The 14,082-nt window shown below is 53.4% G+C and carries 14 protein-coding genes; all 14 read right to left on the bottom strand.

Annotation, left to right across the window (positions count from 1 at the left end; genetic code table 11):
• Positions 1-47: 47 nt before the first annotated feature.
• Entirely contained in the window at positions 48-2,093 is a 2,046-nt protein-coding gene (locus tag JYE50_RS03340; RefSeq protein WP_366212093.1) for a TRAP transporter permease, read from the bottom strand.
• A 90-nt stretch (positions 2,094-2,183) separates the two neighbouring features.
• A complete protein-coding gene (locus tag JYE50_RS03335; protein ID WP_084094430.1) occupies positions 2,184-3,128 on the bottom strand; it encodes a TAXI family TRAP transporter solute-binding subunit in 945 nt (314 codons plus the stop codon).
• Positions 3,129-3,226: 98 nt separating this feature from the next.
• On the bottom strand, positions 3,227-4,381 hold the full coding sequence (gene nifS, locus JYE50_RS03330; protein ID WP_084094428.1) for a cysteine desulfurase NifS: 1,155 nt from the start codon (positions 4,379-4,381) through the stop codon (positions 3,227-3,229).
• A gap of 1 nt (position 4,382) precedes the next feature.
• Positions 4,383-4,685: a hypothetical protein gene (locus JYE50_RS03325; protein WP_084094427.1), complete on the bottom strand. Its 303-nt coding sequence runs from the start codon at positions 4,683-4,685 to the stop codon at positions 4,383-4,385.
• A 1-nt stretch (position 4,686) separates the two neighbouring features.
• Positions 4,687-5,211 carry a VanZ family protein gene (locus tag JYE50_RS03320; protein WP_179138184.1) on the bottom strand — a complete coding sequence of 175 codons (525 nt, stop codon included), beginning with the start codon at positions 5,209-5,211 and terminating at the stop codon, positions 4,687-4,689.
• Between the two features lie 137 nt (positions 5,212-5,348).
• Positions 5,349-6,467, bottom strand: a complete 1,119-nt coding sequence (gene dnaJ / locus JYE50_RS03315) for a molecular chaperone DnaJ (RefSeq protein ID WP_084094422.1) — start codon at positions 6,465-6,467, stop codon at positions 5,349-5,351.
• 89 nt (positions 6,468-6,556) lie between these two features.
• Entirely contained in the window at positions 6,557-8,383 is a 1,827-nt protein-coding gene (gene dnaK / locus JYE50_RS03310; RefSeq protein WP_084094420.1) for a molecular chaperone DnaK, read from the bottom strand.
• A 69-nt stretch (positions 8,384-8,452) separates the two neighbouring features.
• Entirely contained in the window at positions 8,453-9,034 is a 582-nt protein-coding gene (gene grpE, locus JYE50_RS03305) for a nucleotide exchange factor GrpE (protein WP_179138183.1), read from the bottom strand.
• Positions 9,035-9,045: 11 nt separating this feature from the next.
• Positions 9,046-10,098: a heat-inducible transcriptional repressor HrcA gene (gene hrcA, locus JYE50_RS03300; protein WP_179138182.1), complete on the bottom strand. Its 1,053-nt coding sequence runs from the start codon at positions 10,096-10,098 to the stop codon at positions 9,046-9,048.
• A gap of 153 nt (positions 10,099-10,251) precedes the next feature.
• Positions 10,252-10,860, bottom strand: coding sequence for an outer membrane protein assembly factor BamE (locus JYE50_RS03295; protein ID WP_143763480.1), 609 nt, complete (start codon positions 10,858-10,860; stop codon positions 10,252-10,254).
• A gap of 61 nt (positions 10,861-10,921) precedes the next feature.
• A complete protein-coding gene (locus JYE50_RS03290; RefSeq protein WP_084094412.1) occupies positions 10,922-11,683 on the bottom strand; it encodes a lysophospholipid acyltransferase family protein in 762 nt (253 codons plus the stop codon).
• Positions 11,680-12,639 carry a prolipoprotein diacylglyceryl transferase family protein gene (locus tag JYE50_RS03285; protein WP_084094411.1) on the bottom strand — a complete coding sequence of 320 codons (960 nt, stop codon included), beginning with the start codon at positions 12,637-12,639 and terminating at the stop codon, positions 11,680-11,682. The genes JYE50_RS03290 and JYE50_RS03285 overlap by 4 nt, the downstream gene beginning before the upstream one ends.
• 15 nt (positions 12,640-12,654) lie before the next feature.
• Positions 12,655-13,710, bottom strand: a complete 1,056-nt coding sequence (locus JYE50_RS03280) for a phosphodiester glycosidase family protein (protein ID WP_084094409.1) — start codon at positions 13,708-13,710, stop codon at positions 12,655-12,657.
• Complete coding sequence (locus tag JYE50_RS03275) at positions 13,707-14,021, bottom strand: DUF1292 domain-containing protein (protein ID WP_179138181.1); 315 nt, start codon at positions 14,019-14,021, stop codon at positions 13,707-13,709. Before JYE50_RS03275 ends, JYE50_RS03280 begins: the two co-directional genes overlap by 4 nt.
• Positions 14,022-14,082 lie beyond the last annotated feature (61 nt).

Genomic DNA, 14,082 nt, shown 5'->3' with positions numbered 1-14,082 from the left:
AAAAATGCCGTGCCATACAGGCACGGCATTGGTAAAATATAGCTTTGTCAGGTTTTGATCTTATTCTTTCCCGAACTGCTGATACGTCTCCAGATCAGCACAGCGCCGACCAGCGCAACGCCGATAATATCCGTCAGAATACCGGGATAGATCAGGAGCAGTCCTCCTGCAATGGATATGATCCGCTGCACATATCCGACAACCCGTCCCTGCCCGCTCATTTCGAAGGAATGGAATCCGCTCAGTCCGAAGGTGACGCCGTACATTCCGATGATGGATGTCACGGTGATCAGGAGGACATCCTGCCATGTTGCGTTGATCAGCAGCATATCAGGACTGAGTGCGAAAATAAACGGGATAATAAACCCGGCGATGGCAAGTCGTGTGGCGTTCACACCTGTTTTCATCGGGCTTCCGCCGGAAATGGCAGATCCTGCATAGGCCGCCAGCGCAACCGGCGGTGTAATATCCGCTACGATACCGTAATAGAACACAAAGAAGTGAGCCGCCAGCAGCGGAACATCCATCTTAAACAGGATCGGTGCGCAGGTGGATGCCATAATGCAGTAGGTTGCTGTAGTGGGAAGCCCCATGCCCAGGATGATACAGCAGATCATTGTCAGCAGGAGCCCCAGGAAAAGTTTTCCCTGGGAAACCGTAACAATCGCGTTGATCACGGTGGAGGCAAGGCCTGTGACGGTCAGGCATCCGCAGATCAGACCGGCCACGCCGCAGGCAACCGCTACGGAAATGCAGCTTCTGCCGCCGTTTTCAAGCGCCTCAAATACGTTTACGGGCCTGAAACGCTGGTTGTGGGTTCCCTCTCCTGTCTGCAGGGGTTTTCCGTGGCGTATATTCCTGTGGATATTGCTGATCACGCCGACCGCGATCGTTGCCAGGATGGAGACCGCAGCGGAGAACTGCATGGTTTTCGTGTTGGAACAAACCAGGTAGATCAGGATGGCCAGCGGAAGAAGAAGGTAGCTTTCCTTCATCAGTTCCCTGATGCGCGGAAGCTGTTCCCTGCTCAGGCCCTTAAGTCCAAGCCGTTTCGCTTCCAGGTGGACAGAAAGGAAAACACCGAGGAAATACAGGCAGGCGGGCAGGATGGCTCTTACGATGATGTCGGAATACGGCACACCCAGGTAATCCGCCATCAGGAACGCGGCCGCGCCCATGATCGGAGGCATGATCTGTCCGCCGGTGGAGGCAGCTGCCTCAACCGCGCCGGAGAAGTTCTTGTCATAACCGGTTTTCTTCATCATCGGAATCGTGATGGAACCGGTCGTAACGGTATTGCCGACAGAGGAGCCTGAAACCATTCCGCACAGTGCGCTGGAAATAACAGCAACCTTTGCGGGACCACCTGCAAACCGGCCTGTCAGTCCGTTCGCCAGAGCGATAAAGAATTCTGATATGCCCGTTTTCTCAAGGAATGCGCCAAAGATAATAAATACTACAATATACTTTGAACACACATTCAGCGGCGTTGACAGAAGCCCGTTTTCATTGTAAAAGAGCTCATGCACCACATTGGACAGCAGTTTGCCGTCCTTGACATAGAAATAGATCGTGTAGGAAAGGAAGAGTCCTGCAACGCAGAGGATCGGAAGACCCACACTGCGGCGGCACAGTTCACACAGGACAACAATACCGACTATGCCGGCTGTAATGTACACCGGATCGGTCAGCTTTGTCTTGATCCTTGTCGTCATCAGCGCAGGAGCCCGGAAAGTATAATAGAAGAAGGCGGCTGCGCCCAGGATCATCAGCACAATGTCATACCAGGGCATATGATTTACCTTCACATGTCCCTTTTTGGCGGGATAGGTCAGGTACCCCATGATAATAACCAGTCCCAGGAATGAGCTGAGCCGCACCTGGTCCAGGAAATTGGCAAACAGGGTCACATACATGCAGTACAGGGAAAACACGGCCAGGATGATCCCGACGAAAATTTTTGGTTTTCCCACCCAGATCCGGACATTGCTTTCCCGGTCATATTTCCGCATAATTGCGTCAAGATCGGCCGCGGCCGCCTGTTTTTCGGCTTCCGCGGATTCAGGCATCATGTTCATGTCCTTATTATCCACAAAAAAACGCTCCCTCGGCAAAACAATACCAGTAAAATGAAAACAGGATCCGCATATGACTCAGATATGCGGATCCCCGTTTATGTCAATTCAGGGATTGACGACATCCACAGTGATGCCCTGTTCCGCAAAGTACTTCGCGGCGCCCGGATGATAAGGCAGTCCGCAGGTGGAAGCATACTCAAGATCAAGTTCCTTGGCTTTGTCATGGGCGATGCTGTCCTTGCCTTCGAAGATGGTCTTCACGATGGTGTAGGCTTCGTCTTCGGTCACCTGTCCGTTGGCGATGATGGTAGCCTTCACGCCGACAGTGACCACATCGGTATCCTGCTTGGCATAGGTGCCGGCAGCGATGATGCTCTTGGTGTAGGCACCGGAGATCTCCTGCAGTTTCGCGACATGCTCATCGTCCAGGGAGATCAGGTACATATCCTTGCTGGTGGCCAGGTCCGTCACGGCAGGGGTCGGAGCGCCGGCAACAACAAAGGCAGCGTCAATCTTGCCGTCCTTCAGGGCTTCTGCGGAATCACCGAAGCTCTGGTAGGTGGGGGTGATATCGGCTTCTGTCATATCATAGGCATTCAGGAAGTCGATGGCGTTGAAATACACGCCGGAACCCTGGGAACCGATGGAAACGTTCTTGCCCTTCAGGTCCGCCACGCTCTTGATGTCTGGGTTGCAGGTGATCAGCTGAACGGTCTCGGTATACAGGGCAGCAATGGCCGTGAAGGAGTCCACAGGATCGCCTTCGTAAATCCGGATGCCGTTGTAGGCATAGTAGGCAACGTCATTTTGCACGAAACCCAGCTGGGCAACTTCCATATCAAGCTTGTCGATGTTGTCAGCAGATCCGTTGCCGGCAACAGCGGTCATGGCCACGTCGGAATTACCGGCAACATACTGGGCCAGCACATTGCCGTAAGCGTAATAGGTACCGGCTGTTCCGCCGGTTGTAAAGGTCAGCCCGTCTGCCAGTGCGGCAGTCACGGACAGAACCATCATCAGGCTCAGCAGCAGCGCAATCAGTTTCTTCATTTGTGTATAATCCTCCTGTAGTAAAGTAAAAAAAGAATCCATTGCAGATATGATACAACAGATTCTTTCATCCTTTATGTCTTTTTCGTGTTTTCGTTTCAGCCGTGATACAGGGAACGAAGGTCCTTCACGATATCGCTGATCGTCTGTACCGCTGTGTCAATTTCCGCTTCCGTATTGTCAGGACCTGTGGTCAGCCGCAGGCTGCTCCGGGCTTCCTCTTCAGTCAGTCCGACAGCCCGCAGCACATGGCTGATTTCCTGGCTTCCGGAGGTACAGGCACTGCCGCTGGACGCGGCGATTCCCGCAAGATCAAGACGAAGCAGCAGAGCTTCCCCGTCGATCCTTTCAAATCGCATGCTGCAGTTATTCGGCAGACGGTTTTCTTCAGGTCCGTTGATCGATACACCGGGAATATTCCGCAGGATTCCGTCCGCCAGCCTGTCACGCAGGGAAGCGGCTTTGCGGGCATTTTCATCCATATGGTTCACAGCTTCTTCGATTGCCTTGCCAAGGCCCGCAATACAGGGAACATTTTCGGTGCCTGCCCGCAGGCCCCTTTCCTGTTCTCCGCCGTGAATGAGGTTGTCGATCCTGGTCCCCCGCCGGATAAACAGCGCGCCGATCCCCTTGGGACCGTAAAACTTATGTGCGCTGAGGCTCAGAAGGTCCGCGTTCCATTCATTCACGCTGACCGGAATGGATCCGACCGCCTGTACAGCATCTGTATGGAACAGGATCCCCTTTTCATGTGCAGACCTGCCGATTTCAGCAACAGGTTCAATGGTTCCGATCTCATTGTTGGCAGTCATCACGCTGATCAGCACAGTATTATTCCGGACCGCGCTCATGACTTTTTCAGGGCTGATCCATCCCCTGCTGTCAGGCTGTACATAGGTCACTTCAAAGCCCTGTTTTTCAAGCCATCTGCAGGTGTTCAGCACTGCCGGATGCTCGATGGCTGTCGTGATTATGTGTGTTCCTCTGTCCTTCAGCGCAAAGGCTGTTCCTTTCAGCGCAAGGTTATCGCTTTCACTTCCTCCGGATGTAAAGAGGATCTCCCTCGGTTCCGCACCGATCGCCGCAGCCACCTGTTTCCTGGCCTTTTCCACGGCTTTTCTTGCTTCCCTGCCTGCGGCATACACGGCCGAAGCATTTCCGGAATATTCAGAAAAAAAGGGCAGCATAACCTCCAGCACCGCAGGGCTGACAGGTGTTGTTGCCGCATGATCCAGGTAAATGTACTTCTTCATATCAGAAATTCGTGCTGAACAGTGAAAAATTCCTGTTCATATCATTGATCACGTAGTAAGCCATGCTGAATATCATGGTTAAAAGCAGCAGGATCAGCACGGCGCCGCCGATCACAGCCACAAGATTCCCGGCACCGACAGCCAGCCTGAAATGGTTTTCCTTGCGTTCCTCCATCTCTTCTTCCGTCAGTTCCGGTTCATCTTCCTGCGTCAGCTCATCAAACCCGTCATCGTATTCTTCAGCGTCCTCTTCTTCCTCATAGGGCTCTTCAGAATAGGGTTCATTGTTTTTGAAATATGCCATCTTACGCCTCCGCTGTCTTCCTCAGTGCGTCCTTCCGGTTCATCCTGCGAATCAGCAGTGTCGCCAGCATAACGCCGGCCAGCACCCCGCTTCCGTCCACAAGCACGTCAGTCCATTGTCCGCTTCTTCCCTCTATGGCCAGCTGATGCATCTCATCACTGCAGGCATAGGCAGTACCAGCTCCAAACCCGATCAGCGCCAGCGGTGAAAGCTTTTTCATCCGGCTGCCGAACCAGCTTTCCAGGCACAGCCTGAGCATGAAGCCCAGCAGCAGATACTCGGTAAAATGAGCGGTTTTTCGAACCGCGTGCTGAATACTGTCATATAATTCTTTCTGCTGTACCGTTTCCATCTGTTCATAATCAGGATGAAGAATACTGATCACCGTTCTGGAAAACGCTCCGCTCCTCAGATCGGACTGTTCAGCGTTCTCCATGGAAAAAGCGAATATCATCGTCATAATACCAATTGTCAGAATGGTTGTCAGCAGCCTGACCCAGGTTTTCTGCCAAACGGTTCCTGTCATCCGGGTACCTTCCTTTCGCTTTTGCCTTACCATTTTACTTGTGCAGTATTCCGCCGTCAAGCAAAACGGAAAAAGCGCCTCCTGACGCGTCCATTCCTCTTATAAACAAAAAAAGAGGTTGTTTCAGTGATCAGGGATCACTGAAACAACTCCTTCACACGGTCCATGAAAGACTTCCGGTTTTCATATTCACGGTCGCCGGTTGTCGCGTCAAATTCCCGCAGCAGATCCTTCTGTTTATTGGTCAGCCGCCTGGGGATCTCAACTTTGACCCGCAGCAGAAGATCGCCCTTTCCGCTGCCCCTCAGCTGCTGTATGCCCGCGCCTTTGATCCTGAATTCCGTTCCGGGCTGTGTGCCTTCCGGAATCCTGTATTTGACCGGGCCGCTCAGTGTAGGCACCTGAACGTCTCCGCCCAGGGCTGCCGTGGCAAAGCTGATCGGGAAATCAAGCAGAAGGTTATAACCATCACGCTTAAACAGGTTGTGCGGCTTCACATTGACCACGATATACAGGTCTCCGTTCGGGCCGCCACGAAGTCCGGGTTCACCCTGGGCATTCATGATGATCGTCTGTCCGTGATCAATACCGGCAGGTATCTTTACGGTCACCGTCCGTTTTTTCCGTACGCGTCCTGTACCGCCGCAGGAGGAACACTTGTCTTTGATCATCTTGCCGGTACCGCCGCATACGGGGCAGGTTCTGACTGTTGTCATCCAGCCGCCGCTCTGGCGGATCTGACCGGTACCCTTACAGCTTGTACAGGTTACAGGACTGGTGCCCGGTTTGGCGCCGCTTCCCTTACAGGTATCACACAGTTCATTGCGGTATATTTCAAAGCTTTTCTCGCAGCCTTTGGCCGCTTCCTCAAAGGTGATCCTCAGCTCATACCTGAGATCATTGCCCTGGACAGGGCCCTGGTTCCGGGTGCTTCTGCCCATACCGCCGTTAAAGAGCTGATCAAAGATATCACCCATTCCGAAGTCAAATCCGCCTCCGAAAGGATTGCCTCCGCCGCCCATACCGGCCATCGGATCTTCAAACCCGTACCGGTCATACCGGGCCCGCTTGTCGGCATCCGAAAGCACTTCATTGGCTTCGTTCAGTTCCTTGAAGCGTTCCACTGCTTCCTTGTCATCCGGATGAAGGTCCGGATGGCATTCTTTGGCTTTTTTACGATAAGCACGTTTAATCTCGTCGTCCGTCGCGTTTTTGGAGACGCCAAGCACCTCATAATAGTCCCGCTTATTCGCCATAAAGCCTTCTCACCTTCTTCCTCAAAGCAAGCCCACCCCTCTTGCCGGGGGCGGGCTTGCCTGCCAGAGATCTCTTTCCGGGGATTGTTTTACTCAACGCTTCCGTCCGCGTTCACGCTGCCGTCATCATTGGTGGTACCGGCCTGCGGACCGGTGCCGTTCATCGGATCGCCTTCCCCGCCGGCCTGCTGCTGATACAGCTTGCCGAATACGGCATAAACCTTCTGGGTGAAGCTTTCCATAGCGTTCTTGATCTCATCCGCGTTGTTGCCTTCACGGACTTTCTTGAAGGCATCGATCTCGCTCTGAACCGCGTTCTTGTCTTCATCGGAAAGCTTGTCTCCGTTCTCACGAAGGGTCTTTTCCGTCTCGTAGATCAGGCTGTCCGCGTGGTTGAGTGTTTCCACTTCCTCACGGCGTTTCTTGTCCTGTTCCGCATACTGTTCAGCTTCCTTAACGCGCTGGTTGATCTCTTCCTCAGACAGGTTGGTGCTGGCAGTGATCGTGATCTGCTGTTCGTTGTTTGTCGCCTTATCCTTCGCGCTGACGTTCACGATGCCGTTATTGTCAATGCTGAAGGTGACTTCAATCTGCGGAACGCCCCGGGGTGCGGGAGCGATACCGGTCAGCTGGAAGCGGCCCAGGGTCTTGTTGTCATAAGCCATCTGGCGCTCACCCTGGAGCACATGGATCTCAACAGTGGTCTGTCCGTCAGCAGCCGTGGAGAAAACCTGGCTCTTGCTGGTCGGGATGGTTGTGTTCCGTTCAATCAGCTTCGTAAAGATATGGCCTTCCGTTTCAAGGCCCAGGCTCAGCGGGGTCACGTCCAGCAGCAGGACGTCTTTCACTTCTCCGCCGAGAACGCCGCCCTGGATCGCGGCGCCGATCGCGACACACTCATCCGGGTTGATTCCTTTGAAAGGCTCTTTGCCGGTGATCTTCTTGACGGCTTCCTGCACGGCGGGAATACGGGTGCTGCCGCCTACCAGGATGACCTTGTTGATCTGTTCAACGGTCAGGCCGGCATCCTTCAGCGCTTTCCGCATAGGCTCAATGGTGGCTTCCACCAGATCAGCGGTCAGCTCATTGAACTTGGCCTGGGTCAGGGTAACATCCAGATGCTTCGGACCGGTTGCGTCCGCTGTAATGAAGGGCAGGTTGATGTTGGCTGTGGTAGTGCCGCTCAGCTCAATCTTGGCCTTTTCAGCAGCTTCCTTCAGGCGCTGTGCCGCGATCTTGTCCTGCTTCAGGTCAATGCCGTTCTCTTTTTTGAACTGCTCAGCCACATAATCAATGATCCTCTGGTCGAAATCGTCACCGCCCAGACGGGTGTTGCCGTTGGTGCTCAGCACTTCGAAAACGCCGTCACCGATGTCCAGGATACTGACGTCGAAGGTACCGCCGCCCAGGTCGTAAACCAGGATCTTCTGGTTGTCTTCCTTATCGAGGCCGTATGCCAGCGAAGCGGCTGTCGGCTCATTGATAATACGCAGGACTTCCAGTCCGGCAATGCGGCCCGCGTCCTTTGTGGCCTGGCGCTGGCTGTCGTTGAAATAGGCAGGTACGGTGATAACCGCCTGGCTGACCTTTTCACCCAGGTAGCTTTCGGCAGTTTCTTTCATCTTGGTCAGGATCATCGCGCTGATGTCCTGGGGGGTGTACTGCTTCCCGTCAATATTCACTTTATAGCTGGTACCCATCTCACGCTTGATGGAAATCACAGTACGGTCCGGATTGGTAACCGCCTGGCGCTTGGCGACCTGGCCGATCAGCCGTTCACCGTCTTTGGTGAAAGCGACTACAGAAGGCGTGGTGCGGCTGCCTTCCGCGTTGGCGATAACAGTGGGCTGTCCGCCCTCCATCACAGCTACGCAGCTGTTTGTGGTACCAAGGTCAATACCGATAATCTTGCTCATAATAATCCCTCCGTCTTATCTTCATCCTGTAGGATTGACAGCATTTTTATTTCCGAAAACGCATATGCGTTATTCAGGCACTACTTTAACCATTGCGTGCCGAAGCACTTTGTCACCGATCATATAACCCTTCTGAAGCACCTGGCATACTGTACCGGGTTCTCCTTCTTCCGCGGTCCCCTGCAGGATCGCGTTTTCCAGGTTCGGATCGAACTTTTCACCGAGCCGGTCAATGGGTTTCACTTCCAGTTTCCCGTAAGCATCCGTCATCTGCTTCAGCACCATCTCCACACCGTTTTTCAGTGCGTCATCATGGCTTCCCGCAGCTGCTTCAACAGCCCGTTCCAGGTTGTCCAGCACCGGAAGCATCAGCGCCGCCGTATCCTTACGTCCGTCCGCGTAGGCATCTGCCCTCACGCTTTCGTTCCGTCTTCGGAAGTTTTCAAAATCCGCCTGCACACGCTGGGCCAGCGCCAGGTACTCAGCCGCCTTGGCGTTTGCTTCATCAAGCGCTTTCTGAACCGGATCTTCCTTCTCTGTTTTCTCCGCCGGAGTATCCTCACCGGCTGCTTCGATGTTCTGTTCCTCTTCCGGGTTTCCGTTCTTCAGCTCATCCGGAGTTTCGAATGCTTCGTTTTTCTTCTTGCTCATGTTTCTGCCTTTCATCCTTTATGATCCTTCGGATGATCTTCATCCTCTCCGGTGAACATATCCGTCAGCTGATGCCCCATCATATTCAGGATTGAAATAACCCTGGAATAGCGCATCCGCGTCGGCCCGATCACGCCGATGGTGCCCTGCTGTCCGCCCCTCGTGGAGTAGGTCGCTGTTACGATGGAACAGTCTGCCATTTCCGGGACACCTGTTTCAGGTCCGATCCTGACCGTAAAGGCAAGTTCACCGTTTCCGCGCACGATCTCCGCCAGCTTATCCCGCGTTTCCATCAGGCTCAGGAAGCTCCTGGCCTTATCCACGTCGCTGTATTCCGGATAATTCAGCATATTGCTTGTGCCTCCGATGGCGACATGAGTGATGATGGGGGTCTGCTGACCTTCGGTGAAATACCCGTACAGGCCGCGGAGCACTTCATCATTGCCTTCCATCCGGCGGATCAGTTCCGGCAGTGTCCTGCATGCTTCACTGAGTGTGCATCCCCGCAGTTCGTTGGTAAGTGTCCTTGAGATCGCGTACAGCGTATCCCCGTCCACATCAGGACTGATGCGGATGACGCTGTCACGGATCACTCCCTGATCGGTTACGATCACAACCAGGGCGCTGCCCATGGAGATCTGCACAAGCTGGATGGTCTGAAGACGCGGTTCCATTCCCTTCGGGGAAAGCACCACCGCGGTGTACTGGGTCAGGCTGGAAAGGACCCGTGCCGCATGGTCGATCACGTCTTCCATCTGGTGAACCCTTCCGCTGAAATGACCCAGCACGCTTTCCGCGCTGTCATCCGGAATGATACCGGCCTGAAGCAGGGAATCCACATAAAGCCGGTAGGCTTTGGCGGATGGAATGCGGCCCGCGGATACATGGGGCTGGTCCAGGAAACCGAGTTCCTCCAGGTCGCTCATCTCGTTCCTGATCGTGGCGGAAGACAGGCCTGTTTCGTATTTCTTGCTGATCGTACGGGACCCGACCGGAACGCCGGTCAGGATATAATCGTCAATGATAGCGCGTAAAATCCGTCTTTTACGCTCGTCCATCTGCATCTGACCGTCTCCTTTCCGGGTCATTGTTAGCACTCAACTCATGCGAGTGCTAACCACAGGCATAATGTAACACCAAGCCTGTTCTTTGTCAATAGTTTCCATGCCTTTTTTCAGTGAATTCTTTGTGTGGAAATGTGAACGGACTGTGAAAGATCACAGTCCGTTTGTCTGGTATACCCGGCTTCCCAGCCCGGGAGATACATACATGATTGCAAACGCGTCAGAGGAATAGTAGTAAAGGTAAACCGTTGTTCCGTCGGATGTCGTCCATACGCCTGGTTCCCGGATCATTTCCGTCTTGTACAGATTCGGATTGATCCCGTCCATCAGTGCCTTGATCTTCATGGGCTCTGCAGGCGCTTTTTCACCGTACAGTGAACTGAGCGCCGCTGAAAGATAGGCATAATCATTCGCCAGTGTCTGGCTTTTGAACTCGTAGGTGATCATCAGCAGCCTGTCCTCCCGGAACATAAACACAAGGTCTGCTGTGAACCGACTGACAGTCACTTTACCGTTTGTCTTCATAATGGAAAGGGTGTTGTCGTCCGAATTCCTTTCCGTCATAGGGGTTGGTTCCAGGGCCTGTACCTGCTGTTTGTTCATGCCCCAGCGGATTCCGTCCCGAAACCGGAACGCGTCAGGCGAGGGAGTTGCGGTCGGCGTGCTGAACCAGTCTGATATGCCTGAAACGGTCTCACAGCAGCCGGCAGCCGGCAGTATAAGGAAAATCAGCGCTGCCATCACAGCCGCGAGTTTTCTCAACCTGAATCCCTCCCCTTCCTTATCCTCTGTATTTTTCCTTTCGGGTTTCACCCGTATATGCTTATTCTTCCTCGTCCGGTTCAATCCCGGCCATGCGGAGGATCTGATCCCTGGATTCCTTCAGGATGCGTTTCTGTTCGGATGCGTACCCGTTCTCGGGAGCGTAGACAATCTCATCCCCGAAAGTAAAGGTCCGCTCCTCCCGGTTGGCATATACCGGCATGATCCGCATCTTTTTCCCTGTTTTTTTCCACCAGGCTTCCGCCAGCATCACAAAACCGGGAGAAAACTCGCTGACTCCGCCTTTCTCATACTTTCCGTCCGGATGCTCGGGAAAGATCATCAGGTTATCGCCGTTTTCCATCGCTTCAACGCTTTTGCGCAGCGTGGTCCTCAGCTTCATGGGAGAATCGCGGTATACAGGAATGGAATTCAGGCCGCACATGACATTGACACTGAGCCATCCCATCAGCCATGCCAGCAGTTTCCGAACAAATACCGGCAGGAATGTCTTTTTGCTGAATGTATTTTCATACAGGTATTGCTTCACGTCCTGCCTGCGGCCCATCATTTTATAGATGACCCAGAATCTCACCGGCACAGGAAAACACAGGGCGCTTGCGATCGGTCCGTATATTTCGGCATGGTTTCCCAGAAAAACGATGGGATTATCAGTGTCCGTATGCACATGATCCAGATTCACCATTTTATGGCGGTTAAACGGCCTCAGGATTCCGACAACAACGCGCGTAACGATCTTTTCCTTCAGTCCCGCCTTTTTTTCTATCAGCGAATCTGCTCTGTTTGTACGTTCCTCACTCACTCTGCATCGATTCCTTTATCGTTGTTTTTCAGCAGTTTCATTCCGAGAATAACAGGGATGGATACCGTAATGATCATTCCCGCGTAGATCAGCAGCTTATTCCACGTTGTCCTGTCCAGAGCAAACTCCAGGCCGATCACAATGAGAACCATGACCGGGATGCTGACAATTGCGGCAATGGAGAGAGCGGACTTCGTCTTTCCGCTCCTTTTAACCGCCAGGGCCACACCCAGCGCGAGCATGCAGGCGGCAGCGATCTGCTGCAGGCCTACAAAGGAAACACTCAGGTACCGGTCGTAGCGAAGGCTTTCCGTAACAATGGACGCGGCGCCGAACAGCAGCAGGAAAGCATTGGTCAGGTTTCCCTTTCTTTCCTTTTTGTTCAGGCGCAGCGCAAGCACCGCAAACAGGACAATCGCCACTGCCGCCGCCACATAGTAAGTGGCCAGGCAGGGTTCGTCCTCTCCAACAGCCAGGAATGTGCCCTTCAGGAAAGAGCTGTCCAGCGGTCTGCTGATATCAAAGTCTTCGATCCGGCTTTCACCGATCCGTTCCGCCGCGATCATGGGCAGCAGGGAAAGGCTCACCGTGTCCAGCACTTTGCCGGTCTTCTCCTTCATCAGGAGCGCGCTGATGAGTCCGCCCGCAAGCGCTCCGCCGATCAGGCCGAACATGCTCCATCCGCCTCCGTTGACCCGCGGCCAGAAGAACAGCGGTGTGCTGTGGCCCAGCTCACGGTTCAGCAGGCAGAAAGCCACCCGGGCGCACAGGAATGCGCACAGGATCGTCAGGCATGCCGTCAGGGGAACTGTCCCCTTTTTCAGGGAAAGCGTCCGGCCGGCCATCGCGAGGACAATCACCGCAAAAAGGGTGCCCAGCGCCACATAGACGCCGAACGCGTACATCCGGATTCCGAACAGTTCAATAATAACTGCTTCCTCGATCAGATGGTTCATCCCGTCATTCCTTCCTCAGGGCTGTATTGTCGCAAAATAGATAATATCGCTCAGTGTGCGTTCATCACCGTACGCCATACCCTTGATAATCTGCTGTCCGAATACCATTTCCGCGCTGTTTCCGCCGTCCAGGTTGAAGGCCTGCACGCATCCGAGGTTATACATAAGCTCGGCCAGTTTTCCCTGGGACAAGCCTGTTTTACCGTCTCTGTCCGTAGTCTGCACAAGCACCATCACATAGCTCAGCGGTCCTGTCTGTCCGATGGCAGCCCGCGGATCGCGTCCGTGCGGATTGTATCCGTAATTGTCATCAATCTCCAGTAGCTCCCCGTCCTTTACAAGAGCGGGGCCGAAGGTGAAGGCGTTCACCAGCTTCCGGCCCTGCTTTTTCAGTTCGGCCGGAAATTCCTTGATCCCCTCAGATTTGATGAACAGGTGGAAATCGCCCTGGTCGTCAATGATCAGAATATCCTTCAGCTTGTTTGTTGAGCTGCGGATTTTATTGGTCATCCTGTATTCGAAGGTTGTTTTTTTCGGATTGTCCACATAGTTGTCACCGCTCAGGGCGATCACAGCGTTATAGTTTTTCGCCATTGCCTTTACGGTTTTTGTCTTCGTGGAGCTGGGTTTTTCCGGTTTGGCAACCCCGGTACGCAGCTGGGACGGATCAGCGATCTGCACATGGGCAATGAATATCTTGGTTCCGTCCTCCATGGACTGCTCTTCCAGCTTTACGCGGATGGAATCATCTTCGTAGGTATTCTCGCCGAACGCTTCTTCCTTCGGTTCCTGTCCGGGCGTAAAATCAAGCGGAAGCGCCCATTCAGGGCTGACCGATAACTCTCCTTCGATCATTTCTTCCACTTCAAGGCTGTTCTCATCTTCTGCCTCTTCAGCTTTGGCGGATGAAAACAGCAGCCTGCCGAAGTCGATCACATCAGTTCCGTCATTCATCAGTTCCGTCTTCACGTCATTGAGCAGGTTCGGGGAGGATACCGCAAAAGGCAGTATCAGGATCATCGCGGCGCAAAGAATGATCAGCAGGATCCTTACAGGCAGTTTCATCATCATTCGTCCTCTTCCTCTTCTTCAGCCATTTTGGTATTGAAGATCTCCACCAGTTTCTGTCCCAGGCCTTCATCTTCCACCAGTTCAAAGCTTTCGCTTTCCTCGCCGTCTTCATCAGTCTCGGCTACGATTTTGCAGACGATGCATTCCTGGTTCCCGTCTTCCGGTTCTTCGTCAGTCGCCTCAACCAGCAGGGCATATTCATCGCCGTTGTAGAACATATAGTCCACCACGGTATAGTTGTATTCGTTGCCGTCCTCATCCTCAAAAACGATGATGTCCTCTTCCATGTTGTTCATTTCGTTATCTGCCATTGTGATTGCCATCCTTTCTTTATAAATCATCTTTGGGTTATCTCTGAAAACAACAAAAGAT

It is taken from the genome of Aristaeella lactis, from assembly GCF_018118585.1.
Lineage (GTDB): Bacteria > Bacillota > Clostridia > Christensenellales > Aristaeellaceae > Aristaeella > Aristaeella lactis.
Note: the sequence above shows the minus strand (reverse complement) of the source record. Positions and strands in the feature narration are given on the sequence as shown.